Raw genomic sequence first — 23,696 nt, forward strand, 5'->3', positions numbered from 1 at the left:
TAATCCACCCCCTCGCACATTCAAGGGGCATGTGCTAGTACTTCGCACTGCATGCGGTCTAAACCCTATCAAATTTTAAAATTTACAAGCGAGCATATCACGCTTCTAAATTTAGTGGCGAATGTTTATGAGCCATAAAATTAGTAAGTTGCTAAGGCGAGTGAGTAAGATTTTAAAATTTGCAAAGATAGTAAAAATTCTATTTTTTTAAATAGAGACTTTGAATTTTAAAAATTTATATAGTTCTTGGATTAAATTTAAAGTAGCCAGCTGCAAATTTAGCAGCCAGCTAAAATTTTAGTTTTTATGTATGCGAAGGTAGCTATTTAGTGCTCCAACATAGGCTTTTGCACTTGCCATCATAGTATCTATGTCAAGTCCATGGCCTATTACAGCCGTTTTGCCCTCAAACTCTACCTTTACATCAACCTTTGCAAGTGCATCCTTGCCTTGAGAAACAGACGCCACTTTATAGTCTTTAAGCGTGCCACTAATGCCACTAATGCGATCAACCACCTTAAATATCGCATCAGCAGTACCATTTCCTAGAGCTGAGTCACTGATGATCTCATCATTGTGTTTTATGCTAATTGAAGCGCTTGCAAGGCTTCCACCGCTACTTTGAAGAAGAGCCGTGATCTCATAAGCTTGTGGAATTTTTGTAATCTCTTCAGCCACAAGAGCTCTGATATCGTCATCAAATATCTCTTTTTTCTTATCAGCTAGCTCTTTAAATTTTTCAAATGCTTTATTAAGAGCATCGCTATCAAGGTCAAATCCAAGGCTAGCAAGCTTATCTTTAAACGCGTGGCGACCGCTATGCTTACCTAAAACAAGAGAATTTTTCTCAAGGCCTATACTCTCAGCGCTAATTATCTCATAGGTCTCTTTATGTTTTAGCACGCCGTCTTGATGTATGCCACTCTCATGAGCAAATGCATTTTTACCAACGATAGCTTTGTTTGGTTGAGGCTCAATGCCTATAATACTAGCAATCAGTCTTGAAGTTGGATAAATTTCTTTTGAGATAATGTCTGTATAAAGTGGAGCAAAGACGTCTTGGCGGGTTTTGATAGCCATCACGATCTCTTCAAGCGCAGCATTTCCAGCACGCTCACCTATGCCATTTATCGTACCTTCGACCTGCCTTGCACCAGCTTTTATAGCCGCTAACGAGTTTGCCGTAGCCATGCCTAAGTCATTGTGATTATGCACAGAGATTATTGCTCTATCGCCTACAAATTTTACTATTTCACTAATGCGAGCAGTTATCTCTTCAGGATATAAATAACCAACTGTATCAGGGATATTTAAAGTTTTTGCACCAGCATTTATGGCAGCATCACAAATTTCTTTTAAAAAGCTCATTTCACTTCTACAAGCGTCCTCGCAGCTAAACTCCACATCATCGCAAAAGGTTTTTGCGTATTTTATAGACTCGACTGCACGTTTTATTACTTCATCTGGGCTCATTTTTAGCTTGTACTCCATATGAATTGGGCTTGTCGCTATAAATGTATGAATTCTCTTATTTTTAGCTGGAGCCAATGCCTCGCCAGCTGCCTTGATATCACGTTCAACTGCACGTGCAAGAGAGCAAACCGTGATATTTGAGGCTTGCTTTGCTATTTGATTTACCGCGTCAAAATCCCCTGGGCTTGCTGCTGCAAATCCCGCCTCCATAACATCCACGCCAAGCCTTTCAAGCTGAAGTGCGATCTGTAATTTTTCAGCTGTATTCATCGATGCACCAGGGCTTTGCTCACCATCTCTTAAAGTTGTATCAAAGATTATAATTTTATTCTTATCCATTTTTGTCCTTTTTTATTTTTTTATATTTAAATTTTAAATTTGATGAGTTAAGTAAAGAGAAATTTGCTACCTAAGTAGCAGCAGTAGAGAGTTTTTGATTTCGATTTTTGGTAAAAATTTACGTGATTTTATGACGCCATTTTCGCTCATTCGCTCTCCTTTTTTTTGGAATTTTTACTAAACATCATAGTGGCTCTTACTATGCCATAAAGCATATAGACACTCATAACCAAAGTCGCACTTTCAAATGGATATAGATAAAGCATCGAAAACGCAACCACAAGAGCTACTAAAATTCTTATCACGTGAGTTTGTTTTAAATTTATTTTTTTAAAGCTCGGATAGCGAATGTTGCTAACCATTAAAGCTGCCAGAGTAGCTTCAAGTAGCATCAAGCACCACTCAAATCCTTCCAAAAAAGTATAGTCAATATAAATTCCAACCCAAAGTACGCTCACAATAGCTGCTGATGGTATAGGAAGTCCGATAAAAACATTTGGCTCATATGTACCAGTAGTGACATTGAAGCGAGCAAGCCTGATAGCTCCAAAAACCACAAACATAGCAGCTATAAGTGCTCCAAATCTGCCAAAATTTTTACCAATAGTCAAATAAAATAAAATCGCTGGTGCTACACCAAAAGCAACAAGATCTGCAAGGCTATCAAACTCTACCCCAAATTTACTAGTTGTCTTTGTAAGTCTAGCCACACGCCCATCAAGTCCATCTAAAATAAGCGATAAGATTATATAAATAATGGCTTTAAAATAGTTGCCTTGAATAGATGAAATAATGCTAATAACACCCAAAAAAGCACTAGCTGCTGTAAATAAATTTGGCAAGATATACATTAGTTGCATCTTTTGTATGTTATTCATCTCTTTTTCCCTCTTCAAAATATCCCAAAAGTGAAGCAGCCTTTACGCTTTCTCCGACACTTACACATATCTTAGTATCTCTTGGTAGGTATAAAATCACCTCACCGCTTCCTAAAAAACCAAATTTTCTAGATGCTTTCAGGCTAGTAACATTTGAAATTTCTAAACTTCGACTGAAAGCTCCAGCTATAATTTTCATGGCAAATCTAATATTTTCTTTTTCAAAACGAATAATAGCTCTTTCATTTAAAAATTCTGAAATTTTCATTGCTTGACACAAAAATAGTCCGTGTCTTCTTTTGATATCAGCGACTTTAGAGTCACTAACCGCCCTTAGTGTACCAACACCAAAAAACGGCTTTTGTATGATTATCTTGGCAACCTCATTATCATCAAATTTTGAAATACTAATCTCTTTTATATTGCCATCAATCGGCGATAGTAAAGCCAATTTATCATCAGAAAATGGCTCTCTCTCAGGATCTCTAAAAAAATAAAGCCCCAAAAAAAGTAAAATAGCAAAAAGTAGTGGCAATATCCCAAACAGCAAAGATAAAACAAATAAAATTAGAAAAAGTAATATAAATTTATATCCTGCTTTCGCGATATAGCCACTCATTTTTATTCCTCTTTTTTACTCTTTTCGTCTTCTTCGGTCTCTACGAGTCTGCTCTCTAGATCATTTTCGATCTCATAGTTTTTAATGATCTCTCTAACTCTTTTTCCTTCGATCGTTTCTTCTTCATAAAGTGCTGATACCATATTTTCAATAGCACCTTTATAAATTTCAAGTAAACCAAGCACAGCTGTGTATCTTTCATGAAGAAGCGTTTTTACAAACTCATCAACCTTTTCAGCCATCTTATCACTGTAATCTTTGATACTTTGACCGCCATTTAAAAACGTAGCACGTTGTTTTTCAAGCACCATAAGACCGGCGACATCACTCATGCCATACATGCTAACCATAGCTTTTATGATATCGGTTGCACGCTCTAGGTCGTTGCTAGCTCCAGTTGAAATTTCTTTAATAAACACCTCTTCAGCAGCCCTACCAGCCAAAAGTACATCTACTTCTGCTATCAGCTCATGCTTTTGCATCATAAATTTATTCTCTTCAGGCGTGTTTAGAGTATAGCCAAGTGCCGCAAGACCACGTGGTACGACTGAGACTTTTGTTACCCTTTTTGCACCTTTTGTTAGTTCAGCTATCAAGGCATGACCGCACTCATGATAAGTGACGATCCTTTTTTCTTTTGGATTTACGCGACGAGACTTTTTCTCAAGTCCAGCAATCGATCTCTCAACGGCCTCTACAAGATCAGCCTGCTCAACAAAAGTCTTTGACTTACGTCCTGCAAGAAGTGCAGCCTCATTTATGATATTTTCAAGATCAGCACCTGCTAAACCAGTAGTAAGCCTTGCGATATCTTCGATATTTACATCCTTACCAATCTTTACATCTTTCATATGAACTTTTAAAATGTCGCAGCGTCCTTTAAAATCAGGCTTATCAACAAGCACTTGCCTGTCAAATCTACCTGGCCTTAAAAGCGCAGCATCCAAAACTTCAGGTCTATTTGTAGCCGCTATAACGATGACTGGCGATTTATCCGCATCAAAGCCATCCATCTCAGAAAGAAGCTGATTTAGCGTCTGCTCTCTCTCGTCGTTGCCACCCATCGGACCAGAATTTCTACTTTTACCGATCGCATCGATCTCATCTATAAAAACGATCGCTGGAGCCTCTTTTTTAGCATTTTCAAAAAGATCTCTAACCCTACTTGCTCCAACACCGACAAACATCTCTATAAAGCTTGATGCCGACATAGAGAAAAATGGCACACTAGCCTCGCCTGCAACTGCTCTTGCAAGAAGTGTTTTACCTGTGCCTGGAGGGCCAACTAGCAAAATTCCCTTTGGAATTTTTGCCCCAAGCCTTAAATATTTATCAGGACTTTTTAGATAATCGACTATCTCTTGAACCTCTTCTTTTGCCTCTTCAACACCTGCAACATCGTCAAATTTAACTTTTGGCTTTTCAGAATTTATAAGCTTTTTTGCACTTCCTATGCCAAGTATGCCACCGCCAATGTTCTTTTGCATACGACTAGCAATAAACATCCAAATGGCAAAAAATATAAATACCGGGATTATCCATGAAAATATAAGATCGCCAAACCAGTTATTTTCGCTATAAACGCTGTAAGTTATGCCATTTTGCTCAAGTATGCCAATGAGCGTTGGATCGTTTATGCGCTTTGCGAGGTAGATGGTTTTGTCATTACCAACGCCTTTTATCGTGGTTTCAGATATCGCAACTTCATTTAGTTGCTTATTTTTTAACATATCTTTAAACTCAGAATAAGCTACCATTTTACTCTGAGCATTACCGTTGAGTCCAAAAGAACCGCCCAATCCATCTCCACTAAAGCTTCTAAAAGCTAAAACTATAACTATTGCAAAAATGGCAAAAATGAAAATAGGATTTTTATTAAAAAAACCGTTATTGTTGCCATTATTTTGGTTATTATTTTGGTTATTCATCTATTTCCTTATAAACAAAGCTACTCCAATCGTTACTTTGTTTTATCTCAATTAGCTCCAAATCCTTAAACGTATCTTTAATCCTATCTTCGTACTTGTTTAAAATTCCTGACAATACCAAGTAGCCGCCTTTTTTAAGCGATTTTTTTAAGTCATTTGAGAGCATAAAAATGACATCAGCTATGATATTTGCTACGACAATGTCATATTTTTGCTCTAAATTTGCGATAGAACCTGTCCAAATTTTATTAAATTTAACCTCATTCAACTCGGCGTTGCTAAGTGAACTTTGCGTAGCTTGCTCGTCTGTATCGCAAGCATCGACCTTACAGCCAAGCTTTGCCAAGGCAATACTTAAAATTCCACTTCCGCAGCCTACGTCTAAAGTAGTATTGCCTCTTTTTGCATATTTTTGTAAAAGCTGCAAGCAAGAATTTGTGCTTTCATGGTGCCCTGAACCAAAAGCTAGAGCTGGGTCAATTATGATGTTTGTTACATCCTTAAGCGGTTCTTCCCAGCTAGGTCTAACATAAATTTTGTCAACCAAAATAGGCTTAACAGCCTTTTTGTATTCACCTAGCCAGTCTTTATTTTCTTTAAGATTAAGAGAAATTTTTAAATCATTTGGAATTGCTAAAGCATCAGAAAGACCTTTTGCGTACTCACCTATGCCCCAAGCTATATCCCCTAGATCATATTCTTCCCTGACAATGATCTCATGATCTAGCTCTTCAACACAGGTAACTCCAAAAGAGAAAACTAGCTCTAAAATTTCATCATAAAAATTTGATGTTTTGATGCTTAATTCGTAAAATTTATCTTTCATTAACCAAGAACGTCTTCAAGCTTCTCTTTTAAAACTTGTGGCGTAAAAGGTTTAACGATGTAGTTATTAACACCTGCTTTTAAAGCTGTTATAACTTCGGCTTTTCCGCCCTCTGTTGTTACCATTATGATAGGCATATCAACATACTTTTGCTCTGCTCTTACCTTTTTAACAAGTTCAAGACCATTCATCTCAGGCATATTCCAGTCAGTGATAAGAACTTCGATACCTTCGTTTTGAGTTAAGATATTCCAAGCCTCAAGACCGTGCTCAGCCTCAAGAATTTCTTGATGTCCTAACCTTTGTAAAGTATTTTTTATGATTCTTCTCATTGTTGAACTATCATCTACTACCAAAATCTTCACATAATATCCTTTTAGTAAAAATTGCCCTATTCTAGCTAATTTAAATTTATAAAAGCTTTAACGCTATCTAAGTAGTTTAAAGGCCTCTTTTAGGTCAAGTAACCCTTCATAGTAGGCTTTTCCAACTATTACGCCACTAATCTCATTTGTAGCTTTTAGCATCAAAACATCATTTATATCACTCACGCCACCACTTGCTATTGTCTCAAGCTTGCTATTCCTAGCTATTTGCAAGCTAAACTCAATATTAACTCCGCCAAGCATTCCATCCTTGTTAATATCGGTGCAAATCACAGCTTCCACGCCAACATCTGCAAATTTTCTTGCAAGATCGACTGCTTTTATATTTGAGATCTCGCCCCAGCCTTGCACTGCCACATAGCCATCTTTGGCATCTATGCCAACTACGACTCTGTAAATTCCAGCCATTTTTGCTGTAAATTCTGGATCTCTAAGAGCTACTGAGCCAAGGATCACTCTGCTAACTCCTAAATCTAAATAGCGTTTTATTCGATCTTCATCTCTTATGCCACCACCCACTTGGACGCTTAAATTTGTAGCCTTTGTAATTTTTTCAATTGTTTTAAAATTTATCGTCTCTCCAGCAAATGCGCCATCCAAATCAACCACATGAAGCCATTTTGCGCCATAATCTTCAAATTTTTTAGCAAGTTCACTTGGCTCGTTGCTATAAATTTTTGCACTTTGCATAAGACCTTTGCTTAGTCTAACTGCTTGTCCCTCTTTTAAATCAATCGCTGGAAAAATTTCCATCATAACCTCGCAAAATTCTCTAAAATTTTAAGTCCAGCTTCATGACTTTTTTCTGGATGAGGCTGAAAGCCAAAGATATTTTCATGCCAAACCGCACTTGTAAATTCATATCCATAAGTCGTCTTTGCCAGTGCAAATTTATCATCACAAACCACATGATAGCTATGTACAAAATATAAATATTCAAGCTCTTTTAGTCCTAAATTTAATGGGCTATTTTGCTTAAATTCCAAAGCATTCCAGCCAATGTGAGGTATTTTTAATGGTTTATCGAAATTAGTTTCATTAAATTTTACGACCTCGCCAGGCAAAAGAGAGAGTCCCTCATGCTCGCCAAACTCAAAACTTTGCTCAAATAAAAGCTGCATGCCAAGGCAAATTCCTATAAAGGCTTTTCCACTTTTCACAGCTTCTTTTATCGCTTCATCCATGCCGTTAAATTTTAGTTTCTTCATCGCCTCACCAAATGCCCCAACGCCTGGTAAAACGATGTGAGAGTACTCTTTTAAACTATCAGGCTCACTTACTAAGGCACATTTTTTGTCAAGAAAATCGAAAGCATTTATCACACTTTTGATATTTCCGGCCCCATAGTCAATTATCGCTATCATTGGTTCTTTGCCTCTAATTAGCCTTTTAAATTTAGCGCATGATTAAACTCAGGCACGATCACCTTAAGTGCAGGTGCGATCTCATTATCCTCAAGCTGCAAAAGCTCACTTATCTGCGAGTTTAAAAGCACTAAATCGTAAGGCTCTGAATGCGTTACAAAGATTGATTCATATTTTGTTTGCACATCATCTTTGTTGATAAGTAGCTCTTCATAAAGCTTCTCGCCTGGTCTAAGACCCACAAATTCTATACCCAAATGCTCTTTATTTGAAAGAAGAAGCATCTTTTTAGCAAGATCTACGATCTTAACAGGCTCGCCCATATCAAGCACGAAAAGCTCGCCACCTTTTGCGATAGAGGCTGCTTGAAGGACTAGCTGACACGCCTCAGATGTGAGCATAAAATATCTTGTGATCTCTGGATGAGTGACACTTAGCGGCTTATTCGCAGCGATCTGTGCTTTAAATTTAGGTATAACTGAGCCACTTGAGCCAAGGACGTTACCAAAGCGAACGCAAACTATCTCGCATACACCTGCTTCATTTGAATTTAGTGCGTAAAGCTCGCAAACACGCTTAGTTGTACCCATTATGTTTGTTGGGCGCACAGCCTTGTCTGATGAGATCATGACAAATTTCTTAACGCCATATTTTTTAGAAAGATCGACTGCATTTTTTGTGCCAAGGATGTTGTTTTCAACTGCTGAGCGAGGATTTAGCTCGCAAAGCGGCACATGCTTATATGCGGCGGCATGGATGACGATCTCAGGTTTAAAGTCAGCAAAAACTTCTTCAAAATCCTTTAAATTTGTGATATTTACAAGCTTGCTAATAGTTCTTTTATCTTTTGTATCTTCGCCTATTTTATAAAGATTAAACTCGCTGTGCTCAACCATTACAAGCTCACTTACGCCATATTTCAAACACTGCTTACAAATTTCACTTCCTATACTGCCTCCTGCTCCAGTGACAAGTACTCTTTTATCTTTTAAGAAATTTGAAATAGCCTCTGGGTTTAAATCTTTTGGCTTTCTAGCGAGTAAATCTTCGATCGAGATATCTTTGATCGGCTCATTTTCGATAAGCGAAAAGAGTTTCATATCTCTTATGCCATATCCGCTTAGCTCATCAACTAGAGCTTGAAGCTCGTCTTGATCAAGTGCTAGTGCGATGATAGCAGTCTTTGCATCATAATCTTTTATAAGGCTTGGTATCTCTTTTTTATCTTGCACTAAAAATCCATCACAATAAGTGCCAACAAGATCACTCCTGCCATCTACCACTCCAACCGCGTAGTAGTCAAGATAGCCCTGCTTTAAGCCACGCAAAACGTGAAGTGCCTTTGAGGTAGCGCCGATTACCACGCATGGCTCTCCTTTGTGAGGTTTGTTTGAAAAGTCAAGCACCATGCGTTTTGAAATTCTTAAAAGCCCAACAAGCAAGCATGAAATAAGAAGATCAATGAAAATGACGCTTCTTGGGTATGGATTTAAAAAATCTTGAATGATAAAAAATATGATCGTAAATAAAACCGCTGAGCAAACGTGAGCTAGGAAAATTTTTCTTGCTTCGTTTAATCCAAAAAATCTCCACGGTACCTTGTAAATTTTAAACATCCACATAAAAAATAGTTTAAATACGATCAAAAATCCAGCCGTTACAAAAAGCCCTTGCACATAGATATCTGGGATGTCGGCGTTAAATCTTAAAAGATAAGCCGCATATATCGAAAAAACAAATATAAAAACATCGCCAAGAAGGAAAAATACGAGCCTTTTTAACTTCGTTGCATGAAACATTTACGCATTTTCCTTGACTATTTTGATCACTCTTGCTTGCGTCTCCTCGCTCATATCGCTACCGCTTGGCAAGCAAATTCCTCTTGAAAATAGGTCTTCGCTATATCCATCGACAAAGCTTAATGCACCTTTAAATACAGGCTGTAAATGCATAGGCTTCCAAAGTGGGCGACTCTCAATATTTTCATCAGCTAGTGCTTTGATAACTTTTAAATGTGCATCTTTTTTGGCAAAAACGCCAGTTGTCAGCCATCTGTTACCACGAGAATTTGGCAGTTCTGGCATAAATTCTAAAATGTTGCCAAGCTCTTTTTCATAAATTTCAAAGACTTTTCTCTTTTGCTCGACTCTTTTTTCCAAAACTTCCATCTGAGCCACGCCAATAGCACCTAGCACGTTACTTAAGCGGTAGTTGTAGCCATAGTCTTTGTGCTCGTAGTGAAGCAAAGGCTCTCTTGCTTGAGTGCTGTAAAACCTAGCTTTTTCTACAAATTCCTTGTCGCCAACTAGCATACCTCCGCCTGAAGTGGTGATTATTTTATTGCCATTAAAACTATATGCACCCATCACGCCAAATGTGCCAAGTGCCTTACCGCCGTAAAATCCGCCAAGTGCTTCAGCTGCATCTTCAACTAAAGCGATGCCCTCGTTTTGGCAAATTTCACAAATTTCTTTCATCTTTGAAGCTTGTCCGTAAAGATGAGTAACGACTAATGCCTTTGGCTTTTTAGGTAAATTTGAGATCGCTTTTTTAAGTAGTTCTGGACTTAAATTCCAGCTCTCATCGCAGTCTATGAATACTGGAGTTGCTTTTTCATAAAGTATAGGCGAGACTGAAGCCATGAAAGTAAAGCTAGAAGCTAGTACAAAATCACCCTCTTTTACGCCAAGGACGCGAAGTGCTAGGTGTAGCGCAGCCGTTCCAGCACTTAGCGCAAGAGCATCTTTTGCTCCGGTGTAGCTTTTTATACTTTCTTCAAATTTATTAACATACTCGCCAAGTGGCGCTATATAGTTGCTTTCAAAAACTTTTTTTATATATTCCTGCTCTTTTCCGCTCATATTTGGTGGAGATAAAAAAACCCTATCCATTTCATCCCTTTCGTGATTTTTTGGCGATTTTAGCACTTATTTTTAAATTTATATCTTAGCGCGCTCGCATGCAGGTACGCCGTAAGCCTTTGTGCCGTCCTTTATATCTCTTACAACCACACTTCCAGCGCCAATGATACAGTTGCTGCCGATGCTTATACCTTGAATAACGCTTGAACCGATACCTATGTGCGTAAATTCGCCCACGCTAACGTTTCCAGCAAGGGCTGCATTTGGGCTGATGTGAGCAAATTTGCCTATCACGCACTCATGCTCTATCACCGCGCCAGAATTTATGATAGCACCCTCTTTTATGTGAGCTTTTGCGTTTATAACGGCATTTGGCATGACAACTACACCTTTTTCTATCACAGCGCTTTCACTCACAACCGCACTTTTATGGATCAAATTTACTATCTCAAAGCCAACATCCTCCACCTTTTGGCTGATCTTTTGCCTTGTTTTATTGTCGCCAATAGCTATTATGATGTTGGCTTTTTCAAGCTCTGGGCTAAATTTAAACTCACTAGCGTCATCTAAAAAAACTATCTCATCATAGCCATTATTTTTAGCGATGTCAGCTACTACAAGGCCGTGCCCACTTGCTCCGTAGATGTAAATTTTCTTAGTTTTTGCCATTAAATTTCTCCGTCGTAGCCTGCCCCTCTTTGCTGACGCCACTTCGTTTTAGCACCTTTTCGATGGTCTGTAAGGCAATCTTTACATCAAGCATAAAGCTTAAATTTTTAGCGTAATAGACATCGTACTCAAATTTTTTCTCCCAGCTTATGGCGTTTCTGCCATTTACCTGTGCTAGGCCCGTGATACCAGGACGCACGTCGTGGCGGTGCTTTTGCGTTTCGTTATAAATAGACAGATACTCAACCAAAAGCGGCCTTGGCCCAATGAAGCTCATATCGCCCTTTAGCACGTTAAAAAGCTGTGGTAGCTCATCAAGGCTAAGTGAGCGTATCAGCTTGCCAAATTTACCAAGACGCTGCTCATCTGGCAAGAGCTCGCCATTTGCGTCACGCTCGTCGCTCATCGTCTTAAATTTATAAATTTTAAAAATTTTCTCATTTAGCCCTGGTCTAGCCTGCGTAAAAATGACGTCGCGGCTTACTTTAAAATAGATAAAAATCGCGGTTGCTATGATGATAGGCGATGTTAAAATGAGTAAAAACAAAGCCCCCAAAATATCAATCACCCTTTTTAAAAAATTTCTATACATCTATAAATTTCCTATAAAATTCTATATATCTTTTTGCGATTTGCTTCTCGTCAAACTCACTAACTGCCCAGTCCCTGCCATTTTGCCCAAGTCTAGCACAAAGTGCTTCGTCATCAAGCAAAATTTTTATCTTACTAGCAAGATCGCTTGCGTCTTTTACCTTGCATAAAAGTCCGTTGTAGCCATCTTTTACAGCTTCATTGCAGCCTGTTACGTCGCTTGCAACGACTGCTTTTGCCATACTCATCGCCTCTAAAACCGTTCTTGGAAAACCCTCTTTGTAGCTAGGAAGTGCTAGCAAGTAAGAAGCTTTTAAAAGCTGTGGTATATCATTTCTAGCGCCAAGATATCGCACCTTGCCACCTTTTAAAAAGCTCTCATCTGCGGTTGATTTATTACCAGCAAAACCCTCGCCCACAAAGACAAATTCGCAGTTTTTGTAGCCATTTAAAATTTCAGCTGCCTCGTAAAATTCTCGAACGCCCTTGTGCCACATGGCTCTTGCGATCATTAAAATGACTTTTTTATCGCCAAGATCAGCCGCCTGCGTGATAGCTGGATCAAATTTAGCAGTATCCACGCCGACACTTTTTATGCGGTACACTTTGCTTTTATCTATCAAATTACGAGAGATCATATAATCAGCATCCGAGTCGTTTACAAACACGCAAGCATCGGCCTTTGCGAATGAAAATTTATAAAGGCTCTCCATGACAAAACGCACTGCCTTTGTCTTAATATCATCATCGATATAAAAGCTACCAAGGCCTTCAACTAAATTTATCACGTGCTTTATGCCAGCGTTTTTAGCAGCAAATGTGCCAAAGACATTTGACTTGTGAGCGCCAGTTTGTAGCAGATCCAAATTTAGCTCGCCCAAAATTTGAGATAGTTTTTTTGAGTTATTTATCACCGTTAGTGGATTTAGACTGGCTTTGTCAAGCTCGTAGGTGACAGAGTGAAAGCTTTTAGCAAGCTCGCCGGTAAAGTCACCTTTTGGAGCGATAGCAAAAACCTCATGCCCCATATCTTTTAAGGCTTGCATAATAGGCCGTCTAAAAAAGTGTATGCTCATATCAGCGTGGCTTAAAAACCCTATCCTTGCCATTTTTACCTCTTTAATTTATAAATTTTTGCCGCCCCATCAAGTATGACTGGCTCAAAAATTTTTGGATCGTACCTTTCAAGCACAAAAAGCTGGATGTATGCGCTATTTAAAATACTTTCATCAAGGATGATAAACCTACCATAATCTCTCATAAAAATGACAGAAATATTTGAGCTTTCGTTATTTTTATACTCTTTGACATTTAGCTTGCCAGCCTCGTTGTAATCAGTCTCTATGAAAGATTTAAGAGGCAAGATGTTGCCATCATAGATTAAATTTGTGACATCACTTGTGAGCGTAAATCCACCATTTAGTCTAATGCCATTTTCATTTTGAGAGATCGCTCTTGTGACGATAAAAAGGCCGTTGTTTAAATTTTTACCGCTTTTTAGATCGATCTTGCTAAATTGCAAAATTGTCGGAAAAATACCAAGCATCCTATCTGGAAGATAGTAATAAATATCCCTTGTCTTTGCTGGCAAGCTAAAATTTGCCTCTTTTATCTCGCCAAAAAACTGATCGATGCTTGCGTTTCTCTCTTTTAAAATTTGAGCCAAATTGCCGTTAAATCGCTCCTTGAAATTTCTCTCTGTGTACTCAACATCAAGCCTTGCCATATTTGCCGAGCTCATCTCATCGCTTCCAAGCGCAAAACTCACGGCAAAATTTTCACGTCCAAGGTGCTTTCCACCATCAATGAGCGTCTTAACATCGCTGTAATATCTAATCGGATATCCATAGTCCCACCATGCAACCACATAGTCCTCGCGTCCTGCGATACTTTTTAGCTTGTTTAAAATTTCAACCTCTTTGTGTACAAAAACCGGCTCAGCTTTGTAACCATAGATATGAATGAGCGCTGGAGCGAGGGCAAGCACGGTTATAAAGGCTCTCGCGAGATTTAGCACCGCTCCTTTTAGCTTTAAATTTGAAAGTATAAATTCCACTAAATAGCCAAAACCAAGTGCCATGATAGGCACAGCGTAAATGGTAAATCTAAGGCCACTTTTAAATGCTAAAAAGCCAAGAGCTAGCATGCCAAGCGAGACGGCAAATGAGCGGTTTTTAAAACAAAAAAGAGCAACGCCAGCAAGCGAGATCAAAAATGTGATGACATTTGCGCTGATCCTCTCGCAAAATAGCGTAAAATCAACGATGCTTGACTCTTGGATAGTTTGATTGACATTAAAAAAATGAAAACTCATACCGCCAACTTCAGGCGCATCTCTAAAGACGTAAAATTTAAGCTGAAAAATAATCGGATTTAGCCCGCCACGAATTACAAAAACAATAAAAACAACTGCCAAAATACCAAGAGCAATTTTTAAATTTATCACCTCCTTTTTAAATAAACAAAGTGCGTAAAAAGCTATGATAGCAATAAATTTGAGCGTTAGATCAAGGTTTGAGATGGCAAGTAAAAGCAGCGAAATTTCAAGATAAAAAAGCGGGTTTTTCCTATCAAAAATGAGCGTGTAAAGTAAAAATAGCCCAGTTAAAACGCTAATAAGCGAAAAGGCGCTCGCATACCACCACATGTAAATAAGCACGCTTAAAGGCGCGATTATTAGGCTCTTTGCGTCCTTTTTCTCAAGTACTCTAATAAGTCCCCAGACGACAAAGACGCTAAGTGGGATGATGAGCATGTCAGTGTCGTAGTAGCCTGCCATTGTGCGGTTGTAGTAGCTATTTGCGACCACTGCAAGAAGTGCGGCGATGAAGCCAGCCATTTTTAGTTTGTATTCATTTGCGATCAAGATAACTGGCACAGCCACAAGCGATGAAAAAAATACACTCATATAAATCATCGCCGTCTCAAGCTTGACGCCTAGAAATTTCACTATCCAGTAAGTAAGTGTGGAAAGCGGATAGCCGTAGTAGCTAAGGTCATTTTCTTGGTGAAAGCCAGCTAGCATATCCCTTGCACCCTCGGCAAATGCGTAGCCGTCGTTTGTGCTGATCATCAGCTCGTTGTTCCAGAAAAATACCGGATACTCGCTCGCCCAAAAGACCCAGTAAAGCCTGCAAACCATGCCAAAGATGACTGCGGCAAATATCATAAGGTATAAAGAGTAATTTTTAAAAAATAAATTTCTATTCATTAGGATTTTCCAAAAAATTTATAAGCTCGCTCGCTATGTTTTCACTATCAAAAAATTTAGCCCGATTATACGCAACCTTTTCAAAATTTTGCCTTATCTTTGGCTCGTTAAGCACCTTTATCATCGCCTCTTTCATCGCATTTTCATCATCAACTGGCACCAAGATGCCAAACTCGCTCTCGCCCAAAAGCTCCTTTGCACCGCTTTTATGCTCGGTCGAGATGATAGTTTTTTCACATGCTAGTGCTTCAAGCAAGACATTTGAAAAGCCCTCAAAACGCGAGGCACAAAGCAAGCAAGAGGCATTTTTTATATGTTTAAATGGATTTTTATCAGTGCCAAGGAGCTTTACTCGCTCACCTACACCAAATTTATCTATTAAATTTTGCAGCTCGTCCTTTAAAGGTCCTTTGCCAAGAATGCCAAGCGTGGCGCGAGGGTCGTTAATCGAAGCTATTATTTTTATTAGCATAGCTTGATTTTTACCGCTATCAAGGCGGCCGATATTTATGAAAAATGGCCTAAAATCACTCTCAAGTGGCTCATCTTTTAGCAAATTTATAGTTTTTAGATCAAGAGCGTTATAAAGCACCTTTGTTTTGTCCTCGCTCATGCCAAAATTTCGCACTAGATCATCTTTGTTGCCAGCTGCATTTGCTAGGATTAGATCAGCTTTTTTATAAAGATGAGCGAGTAAAAATTTATTAACCCTGCCGCTTAAATCGTCTTTATATATGATCGATGGACAGCTTCGCTCGCTGATAACTAGCCTTGCCCTTAGCCCTAATATCCTAGTAACCCCAGCGATATAGCAAGGGCGGTTCATCAACACAAACTGCGTGTCGATGCCTAAGTTTTGACAAAGATTTTTATACTTAAAGGCAAGCATTGGCATCGCTAAAAAGAGCCTTGCAAGCTTCTTTAGTCCACTCTCGTAAGGATCGCTATTTTCTATAAAGTGGATCTGCACCTCGCTTGGGATCTCATAGGCGATGACCTTGCTCATTAAGATAAGATGAACTTCATAATGTTTGATCAAAAATGGCAGCAAATTTGCCACATTTCGCTCAGCCCCGCCAGGCCCCATCGAGTATAAAAAAACGGCTAATTTTTTCACTTGCTAACAACCTTTTTTATAAATTCTCGCCACTGCTTGATGATGTTTTCTTTGCTAAATAAATTTGCACTTTCGCCGGCATTTTCTGCTAGTTTTTGCCTTAAATTTTCGTCTTTTAAAAGCATTTCAAGCTTATCTTTTAGGTCATTTGCGTCGCCATTTTTAAAGATAAGCCCGTCCGTGCCGTCATTTATAAGCTCTCTTGCGCCCACGGTGTCGCTACTTAGCCTAGCGCAACCAAAAGCACCTGATTCTATTAGCACGTTTGAAAGTCCCTCACTTCGTGAACTAAGAACAAAAATTTTTGCCTCATTATAAAGCTTTGTGACGTCGCTCATATGTCCTAAAAATTTGATGTTAAGCCCCAAATTTGACGCCATCTGCTTTAGCTGCACTTCTTGCCTGCCACTGCCTGCGATCTTTATCTCCCAGCCGTCAAGCAAGCTCTTATCTACCTTGCTAAGCGCCTCAAAATAGATATCATAGCCCTTTACCGCCTCCAGCCTTGCCACGCTTAAGATGACGTTTTGCTTCTCGCAAATTTTAGGCACGTCGATAAAAAGTGGGTTGTGGATGACTTCACGATTTTTGGCAAATTTATAGTAGTTGTAGTCATTTTTACTTAGCACGCTTAAACCATCTACAAAGCGGTAGCTAATATCACGCATAGCGCTTGCGATTTTGCTTTTTAGGTAGCTGTGCTCGTGATGCTCAGTTGCTATTAGTTTGCTCTTTAGCCCAGCATTTGCCAGCACACAAGCGACATTTGTCCAGTCGATAAAGCTAATTATCAGATCAGCTCTTTGCTCTTTAAAAAGCGCTCTAAGAGCGAAAATTTTCTTAAATTTTAAAGCAATGCCTGAACCAGTGACGTTAAGGTTTATGATATTTATCTTTTCACTAAATTTATAAAGCCCAAGGTCCTCTTCAAGCAGAGCGATAGTGATCTCATTGTCCTTGCTAAGCTCATTTGCAAGCACATTTAGCACACGTTCAGCCCCACCATTTCTAAGTGCGGCTATGACAAAAAGAATTTTCACTTCACACCTCCAAGCTTTAAAAGCTCCAGCCATTTTTTATAAATTTGCTCCACGCTAAACTCATCAAGTCTAGCCCTTGCGTTTTTGGCAAATTCGACCATTTTTGCCTCATCTTGCAGCATTTTTGCAAGCTTTTCGCTCATCTGATCAGCGTCATTTATCTCGCAAAGCAAGCCATCAAAACCATCTTTTATAAGCTCTTTTGCCCCGCTAGTTCTTGTCGCAACCCGCACGCAGTCATAGTTTATCGCCTCTATCAAGGTGTTTCCAAGACCCTCGAAATTTGAGCAAGAGAGCAGCACCTTTGCCCTTTTATAAAGAGAAGCGATATCGCTAACGTTGCCTAAGAATTCGACATCAGCGTCCAAATTTTTAGCTAAATTTTCTAAATTTGCTCTCTCGCCACCATCTCCAGCGACAGCAAATTTATAGCCACATTGCTTTAAGCTTGCAGCCACTCTTACAAACATTTCGCAGTTTTTTATCTTATTTAGCCTGCCAACAAAGATGACTAAATTTTCTTTATCAAAGCTCTCATTTTGCACCTCTTCAAAGAGTGGGTTGTAAATTTTCATCACATTTTTGCAAAATTTCGAGTAGTAGCCTAGATCCTCGTCGCTTAGGACGCTAAGTGCGTTTGCAAATGGGTAGCTTATGCGTCTTAGCACCTTAAAAATGGCTCTTTTTGGCGCAAGATAGTTTGTGTGCTCGCTTATGATTATTGGCGTTTTTAACCCAGCCGAGCTAAAGAGCACCAAGATATTTACGGCGTCTAAAAATGATATCACAGCGTCAAATTTGCCCTCTCGTATGAGCGCTCGTAAAGCAAGCACCTTTAAAACTCTCTTTTTTAAATTTCCAACCAAGCCAAGCTCATCAGCCCCAACGCCTAAATTTATGAGATTTACGCCACTTGCTAGCTCGTAAAATGGCTCGTCCTTATCAAATTTAACAAGGCTTACATCATGATCCACGCTAAATCTTGATGCGATCACCGCACAAACTCGCTCCGCACCGCCACTTCTAAGCGTTGATGTGACAAATAATATCTTCATACGCCAAACCTTCGTTTGATCTTTACACGTAGCCTTGAAAGTGCTGGTAAAATGCCATTTGGAAGTGGGCTAAGTAGTAAAAAGACAAATGCCTCTTTGCTAAATTTAATACTAAGGCTTTTAAAGATGCACCTTAGCATTAGCCCATATTCGCCTGCTATTTTGGCGTAGTAGGCAGCGTTTTTATACTGCAGGGCTAGAAATTTTGGCTCATTTTTTATAGCGATGTCGTAGTGCATTTTTGCCGTTTTGATGTAGGCGTTTGCCACATTTAGCGCATGTTTGCTAGCATTTAGCGTAGCACTATCACTTCTTGCGATGCGGTAGATGTAAAGTGGCTTTTTAAGATAGAAGACATTTTTTTCAAAAAAGCGGATGTAAAGCTCATTTTCGCCGCCAAAACTGCTCTCATCAAACCTAAAGCTGTCTATAAATTCACGCGAAAAAAGCTTAAAATACTCGCCATTTATTCGCCCGCAGTGATAATCAGCCTTGCTCATCGCCCCACTCTTGCTATATGGGCTTCTACCAGCCACGACCTCGGTCATCACGCCATCTTTCTCGCAGATAGCGTCTGCAAAAACGCACGAATACTCGCCACTTTTTAAAATTTCATAGCACTCAGCAATCGCCTCTGGCAAAAGCTCATCGTCATCGTCAAGCAAGCAGACAAACTCGCCTGTTGCGTTGTCAAAGCCGTTATTTTTGTTGCCATTTGGGCTCTTTTTGTGAGCGCTATTTTTTACAAATTTGATCCTTGCGTCGTTAAAACTCTTGCAAATTTCACTCGCACTCTCGTCATCGCCGTCATCGGTCACAATTATTTCTAAATTTTTATAGCTTTGAGCTAGAGCGCTTTTTATGGCCTTTTTTAAAAGCTCCGGACGCTTATAAGTCGCAGTTACAATGCTTATTAATGGCTCGCTCATTTAGCCCCTTTTAAAAATTCTCTCATAGCCTTGAAGCTTTTCAAGTCGTGAGAAAAATATAAATTTAAATGTTTTTATGTAGGCCTTTAAATTTGCCTTGTATCCCCTCTCAAGGCGCTCTCCCTCGATGTTTGAGCCACTAAGATCTGTTGGGTGCGAAAAGAGATCGCAAAAATACATCTGCATATCATTAACACCAAGCAAATAGTCCCAAACATCGGTCGTGCAAAGCGCACGTTTATGAATTTCAAGCAAATTTTTAGTACTTTTTTTAGTTAGCACATAAGCCCCTGCTCTATAAATGCTTGAAAATGAGTGCTTTGAGACCTGCCAAAGTGGCTTACTTAGACTAGCATCCACCTTTTTACCAAAGGCGCTAAACCTGCCTTCTAGCCCATCTTGCATGCCACATATTAGCACGCTACTTTCAGGCATCTTGCTAGCTGCTAAAAATACCTCTTTTATGGCATTATCATCTCCGATCACGTCGTCTTCAAAGATGAGGGCAAATTTGGCTTCACTCGCCAAAAACGCCTCGTAGGCTTTTACGTGCGAGAGTGAACAGCCAACCTCTGCTGGGCTTAAAATTTTGCCGTAAGCTTTAAATGATGGAGAAATGATCTTATAGTACTCCCTCGCGTTTAGCTCCCTGCCATCCACTGCGTCTATTAGCTTAAAGCTATCATAAGAGCCAAATTTCTGCTGCAAAAGCTCGCGCCTTTTGGTGTCTTTTGCCAAAGAGATCAAGTAAATTTCATTCATTTAAGACCTTTTAAATTTTTTTAAAATTTTACGCCAGACTATGCCTCGCTCGAAGGCATTAAAAAACAAAAAATATCCCAAAACATAAGCTGCGCCGGCGTATATCGCAGCAAAGATAGCAAATTTTAGCCAGTTATCTAAACTCACAAGGTCCTTGCAGGCAAACATCGCAAGCACGCATAGCGCAAAAACGGCTAAATTTTTAAAATAAACCCCGTAAAATGTGGTGAGTTTCACCTCTAAATTTAAAGCAGCATTTATGAGGTCAAAGCCAAGAATTCTTATGCTATAAAAAATGGCTGCGACGATGACGATACCATAAACGCCGTAGTCACTACATTTGAGTAGTGCGATCTGCGCTATGATCGTGCTAACGCCAAGGATAGTGTTGGCAATGGCTGGTCGGCGAAGCTTGTTTGTCGCGCTATCAAGGTTAAAAAGCGAAAAAACAAAGCTTATAAAGACGATAGGCACTAGCGTGATCATCGAGACACTATAGATAAATTTGACCTCGTCTTGGCTTTTAAAAGGTAGCCAAAGCGTGTAAAAATCAAGCCCAAAAACGACAAAAAATGCGGCCGGAGCGCTCATCACAAAGGCGATCACTTTCATTGAAAATTTAGCCTCTTTTATGAGGTCTGTGATCAAATTTTTAGAGTAAAGCTCGACAAATTTTGGTGCAAAGATACCACTAAGCTGTGCTACAAAGCTCTCAAGTATGATAGGGGCGGCCTTGGCGACTGAAAGAAGGCCAGTAGCATTTGCATTTACGAAAATGTTGCAGATAAACAGGTCCATACCCGTTAAAAGTATGCGGTTTAGCGCGTTAAAGCTGTTCCAAATCCCAGAACTTAAAAGCTCTTTGATCTTGGAAAAGTCAAATTTACTAAGGCTAAATTTTAGCTCCGGCGTGATGCGAGCTGACATAAAAATGGTGCTAAAAAAGACAAAAAGGCTTGCAACTAGCGCTGAAATGGCGATGTATGAAATGAACGGCTTAAAAAAGAAAAAGAGCGCCACGATAAGGATCGCTAGGATCGCGCTTGAGATGGCGTTTCTGATGGAGAGTAGATAGAGCTTGTTTGTCACAAAGGCGCAAACCGTCAAAACGCCGTTAAATAGTCCAACGCAGAAATTTATAAAGTAAAAAACAAGGGTCATTCTCACGTCAAAGAGTAAATTTTCAGGGACATTTAAAAAGCTTTGCAAATTTAGTATAAAAATGGAGCTAAGCACCACTACAACAGCGCAAAAGAAGATATTTACAACAAGCACTGATGAGTAATAGGTGTTTGTGAGGCTTAGATCCTTTTTATGCCACGCATGAGCGACAAAGCGTCCGCTAACCGAGTTTATAGCTACACTTACGACTGCTGCGTAGCTAACGATGGCGTTGCTAAGGCCCACAAAGCCAAAAGCTTCGTTACCAAGGCTTTTTAAGATAAATGGCGTAAGAAAGAAATTTATGCCCATAGATACGACAAAAACGACGATCGAGCTTATTAGATTGATTAGCATTAGATTTTTAACCTATAAATTTTTACACCATTTGAGATGACAAATGGCTCAAAGTATTGCTCATCGGCTCGCTCAAATATAAAAAGCTGTACAAAAGATGAGTTAAAAGTATTTTCATCAAGCAACAATATCCGCGCATAGTCTTCCAAAAAAACCACATAAATTTTGGCGTTTTCATCTACAATTTTTTCATCTATTCGTAAATCTTTTCCAGATCCTTTTACTTTATAAAATGATTTTACAGCTATTTTTTCACCGTTATGTATGATAAATTTTTGCTCATTTACAGGCAAAGTATAGCCATCTCCAAGGTCGATACTAGCTTCGCTAACGCCATTTAATGCACTAACATGATAAAAATCCTCTTTTTGCCTTTTACCAGTTGTGACGTCGATATAGCTATATCTAAAAATATTTGGCGCGATGTCAATCATATTTGGCACAAGATAGTAAAAAATCTCTTTTTTTGCAGCTGGCAGAGTGAAATTTTCGCTTTTAAGCTGACTTAAAAAAGTATTTATATCGCTTGTGTTGTAGTCTTTTAAAATTTTATCTATTGGCCTTATATTTTGCTCAAGCGAGATGTCATTATAAGTAACTGCCACTCTTGCAAGTCTAGCCAAAAATGCCTCATCTTTTCTCAAAGCAAGGCTAACAAAATAATTATTTTCGCCACCTTGTCTACCAGGATCGTTTAAAGTCATAACATCAGCAAAATATCTTATAGCATATCCGTAATCCCACCATGAAAATACATAATCATCGCGCTTTGTGACCTTTTTGAGCCCATCAAGCGCTACTGCTTCATCACGGCTAATTACAGTCTTTGGCCTATATGAATAAGCAAAATCTAAATTTATAGCAAGAGCGGCTACGGCAAAAACTAAAAATGATAAATTTTTAATAGAATTTCTAAGATCAAATAAATTTAAAAAAAAATGCAAAAAATACCCAAAACCAAGCGCAACAAGTGGTGTTACGTACATAACAAATCTAACTCCGCTAAAAAAAGAGAGGAGTCCAAGTCCAAGCATTGGCAAAGTAAGTAAAAATGGACGAAATTTAAAGCAAAGCAGCAAGTATCCAATAATAGCTGCCAGCAGTATAAGAATATTTCCTGACATGAAATAGATAAAATACAAAGGGCTAGCACTTTTTACTTCGCTGATGAAATTATGCTCATTTATAAAGTGAAATTTATCGCTAAGAATTTCATTGCCTTTAAAAACATAAATATCCATTTTTGAAGTAATGAAATCAAAACCACCAAAATAGATAAAAATAGCTAGCATTAAAGTAAGAAAAATGGCTAATTTTCTAGCTGAGAGTAAATTTTTATATTTGCAAAAAAGAGAGAAAAATAAGGCAATAACTGCTAAATTAAAAACCAAAATTTTATTTGCTATTAGTGGATCTTTAGTAAAAGCATTTGAGCTTACGATGCTTATAAACATAAAAAATATCGCTTGATAATTTTGCAATCTATCTCGCATAAAAACTAGCGTATATAGTAAAAACATAAAGAAAATACTTAAAATAAGTGCATATGAGCTTTGATACCACCAAAGATAAAGCGATACAAAAAGGCTCGGCAAAACGATAAATTTTTGTTTATTTGTGTTTAAAAGCCTGATCAAAAAATAGATGATAAAAAGCGCAAATGTGACATTTAACATGTCGCTATCAAAATATCCAGGCGATGTCCTTGAAAGATAGCTTGGCAAGATAACACTCATAAATGCAGCCACAGCCCCAGCTTTTAGCGCTTTAAGCTCATTTGATATCAAAACAACTGGAAGTGCGATAAGAGGAGCTAAAAAGATGCTCATATAAAACATCACGCTTTCAATCTTAAAAGGAAAAATTTTGCAAATATAAAAAACTATGGTTGAGATTGAGTGATTAAAGGGGCTAAAGTCATTTTGCTGATGAAAGCCAGCCAGCATGTCTCTAGCACCTTCTGCGTAATAATATGCGTCATTTGTCGTAAGCATAAATTCGCCATTAAAGTAAAGCTCTGGCATATCCTTTGCCCACAATACCCAGAGCATCCTAGCCGCAAATCCAAACAGATAAGCGGCTAGAAATATAAGTAAAATTTTACAATTTACGCTTACTTTGTGCACTAAA

The 23,696-nt window shown here is 38.7% G+C and carries 21 protein-coding genes; all 21 read right to left on the minus strand.

Annotated elements, in window-relative coordinates:
• Positions 1-297 precede the first annotated feature (297 nt).
• On the minus strand, positions 298-1,812 hold the full coding sequence (locus F3H01_RS07735) for a 2-isopropylmalate synthase (protein WP_107691409.1): 1,515 nt from the start codon (positions 1,810-1,812) through the stop codon (positions 298-300).
• Positions 1,813-1,958: 146 nt separating this feature from the next.
• A complete protein-coding gene (gene pssA / locus F3H01_RS07740; RefSeq protein ID WP_149725374.1) occupies positions 1,959-2,690 on the minus strand; it encodes a CDP-diacylglycerol--serine O-phosphatidyltransferase in 732 nt (243 codons plus the stop codon).
• Positions 2,683-3,309 (minus strand): phosphatidylserine decarboxylase, encoded by a 627-nt coding sequence (locus tag F3H01_RS07745; RefSeq protein ID WP_149725375.1) that lies wholly within the window; start codon positions 3,307-3,309, stop codon positions 2,683-2,685. Before F3H01_RS07745 ends, pssA begins: the two co-directional genes overlap by 8 nt.
• A 2-nt stretch (positions 3,310-3,311) precedes the next feature.
• A complete protein-coding gene (gene ftsH / locus F3H01_RS07750; RefSeq protein WP_149725376.1) occupies positions 3,312-5,237 on the minus strand; it encodes an ATP-dependent zinc metalloprotease FtsH in 1,926 nt (641 codons plus the stop codon).
• Entirely contained in the window at positions 5,230-6,063 is an 834-nt protein-coding gene (locus F3H01_RS07755) for a 50S ribosomal protein L11 methyltransferase (protein WP_149725377.1), read from the minus strand. Before F3H01_RS07755 ends, ftsH begins: the two co-directional genes overlap by 8 nt.
• Complete coding sequence (locus F3H01_RS07760) at positions 6,063-6,428, minus strand: chemotaxis response regulator CheY (protein WP_002939933.1); 366 nt, start codon at positions 6,426-6,428, stop codon at positions 6,063-6,065. The genes F3H01_RS07755 and F3H01_RS07760 overlap by 1 nt, the downstream gene beginning before the upstream one ends.
• Before the next feature lie 63 nt (positions 6,429-6,491).
• A complete protein-coding gene (hisA, locus tag F3H01_RS07765; RefSeq protein ID WP_149725378.1) occupies positions 6,492-7,202 on the minus strand; it encodes a 1-(5-phosphoribosyl)-5-[(5-phosphoribosylamino)methylideneamino]imidazole-4-carboxamide isomerase in 711 nt (236 codons plus the stop codon).
• Positions 7,202-7,813: an imidazole glycerol phosphate synthase subunit HisH gene (hisH, locus tag F3H01_RS07770; RefSeq protein ID WP_149725379.1), complete on the minus strand. Its 612-nt coding sequence runs from the start codon at positions 7,811-7,813 to the stop codon at positions 7,202-7,204. Before hisH ends, hisA begins: the two co-directional genes overlap by 1 nt.
• Before the next feature lie 17 nt (positions 7,814-7,830).
• The gene (gene pglF / locus F3H01_RS07775; protein WP_149725380.1) at positions 7,831-9,612 is read right to left on the minus strand and encodes a UDP-N-acetylglucosamine 4,6-dehydratase (configuration-retaining); all 1,782 of its coding nucleotides are present in this window, start codon (positions 9,610-9,612) and stop codon (positions 7,831-7,833) included.
• Positions 9,613-10,704, minus strand: coding sequence for a UDP-N-acetylbacillosamine transaminase (pglE, locus tag F3H01_RS07780; protein WP_149725381.1), 1,092 nt, complete (start codon positions 10,702-10,704; stop codon positions 9,613-9,615).
• A gap of 48 nt (positions 10,705-10,752) precedes the next feature.
• Positions 10,753-11,343, minus strand: coding sequence for a UDP-N-acetylbacillosamine N-acetyltransferase (gene pglD, locus F3H01_RS07785; protein WP_149725382.1), 591 nt, complete (start codon positions 11,341-11,343; stop codon positions 10,753-10,755).
• Positions 11,330-11,935: an undecaprenyl phosphate N,N'-diacetylbacillosamine 1-phosphate transferase gene (gene pglC, locus F3H01_RS07790; RefSeq protein ID WP_149725383.1), complete on the minus strand. Its 606-nt coding sequence runs from the start codon at positions 11,933-11,935 to the stop codon at positions 11,330-11,332. The genes pglD and pglC overlap by 14 nt, the downstream gene beginning before the upstream one ends.
• Complete coding sequence (gene pglA / locus F3H01_RS07795) at positions 11,928-13,043, minus strand: N,N'-diacetylbacillosaminyl-diphospho-undecaprenol alpha-1,3-N-acetylgalactosaminyltransferase (protein ID WP_149725384.1); 1,116 nt, start codon at positions 13,041-13,043, stop codon at positions 11,928-11,930. The genes pglC and pglA overlap by 8 nt, the downstream gene beginning before the upstream one ends.
• A gap of 2 nt (positions 13,044-13,045) precedes the next feature.
• Entirely contained in the window at positions 13,046-15,145 is a 2,100-nt protein-coding gene (locus F3H01_RS07800) for an STT3 domain-containing protein (protein ID WP_149725385.1), read from the minus strand.
• Complete coding sequence (gene pglJ, locus F3H01_RS07805) at positions 15,138-16,262, minus strand: N-acetylgalactosamine-N,N'-diacetylbacillosaminyl-diphospho-undecaprenol 4-alpha-N-acetylgalactosaminyltransferase (RefSeq protein WP_149725386.1); 1,125 nt, start codon at positions 16,260-16,262, stop codon at positions 15,138-15,140. The genes F3H01_RS07800 and pglJ overlap by 8 nt, the downstream gene beginning before the upstream one ends.
• A complete protein-coding gene (locus F3H01_RS07810) occupies positions 16,259-17,302 on the minus strand; it encodes a glycosyltransferase (RefSeq protein ID WP_149725387.1) in 1,044 nt (347 codons plus the stop codon). The genes pglJ and F3H01_RS07810 overlap by 4 nt, the downstream gene beginning before the upstream one ends.
• The gene (locus F3H01_RS07815) at positions 17,299-18,357 is read right to left on the minus strand and encodes a glycosyltransferase (RefSeq protein WP_149725388.1); all 1,059 of its coding nucleotides are present in this window, start codon (positions 18,355-18,357) and stop codon (positions 17,299-17,301) included. The genes F3H01_RS07810 and F3H01_RS07815 overlap by 4 nt, the downstream gene beginning before the upstream one ends.
• Complete coding sequence (locus F3H01_RS07820; protein WP_149725389.1) at positions 18,354-19,286, minus strand: glycosyltransferase family 2 protein; 933 nt, start codon at positions 19,284-19,286, stop codon at positions 18,354-18,356. Before F3H01_RS07820 ends, F3H01_RS07815 begins: the two co-directional genes overlap by 4 nt.
• Positions 19,287-20,048 carry a glycosyltransferase family 25 protein gene (locus F3H01_RS07825; protein ID WP_149725390.1) on the minus strand — a complete coding sequence of 254 codons (762 nt, stop codon included), beginning with the start codon at positions 20,046-20,048 and terminating at the stop codon, positions 19,287-19,289.
• Positions 20,049-21,566, minus strand: a complete 1,518-nt coding sequence (locus F3H01_RS07830) for an MATE family efflux transporter (protein ID WP_149725391.1) — start codon at positions 21,564-21,566, stop codon at positions 20,049-20,051.
• Positions 21,566-23,692 carry an STT3 domain-containing protein gene (locus F3H01_RS07835; protein ID WP_149725392.1) on the minus strand — a complete coding sequence of 709 codons (2,127 nt, stop codon included), beginning with the start codon at positions 23,690-23,692 and terminating at the stop codon, positions 21,566-21,568. The genes F3H01_RS07830 and F3H01_RS07835 overlap by 1 nt, the downstream gene beginning before the upstream one ends.
• Between the last annotated feature and the right edge of the window lie 4 nt (positions 23,693-23,696).

The organism is Campylobacter concisus (assembly GCF_902460875.1).
Taxonomy (GTDB): Bacteria; Campylobacterota; Campylobacteria; order Campylobacterales; family Campylobacteraceae; genus Campylobacter_A; species Campylobacter_A concisus_AA.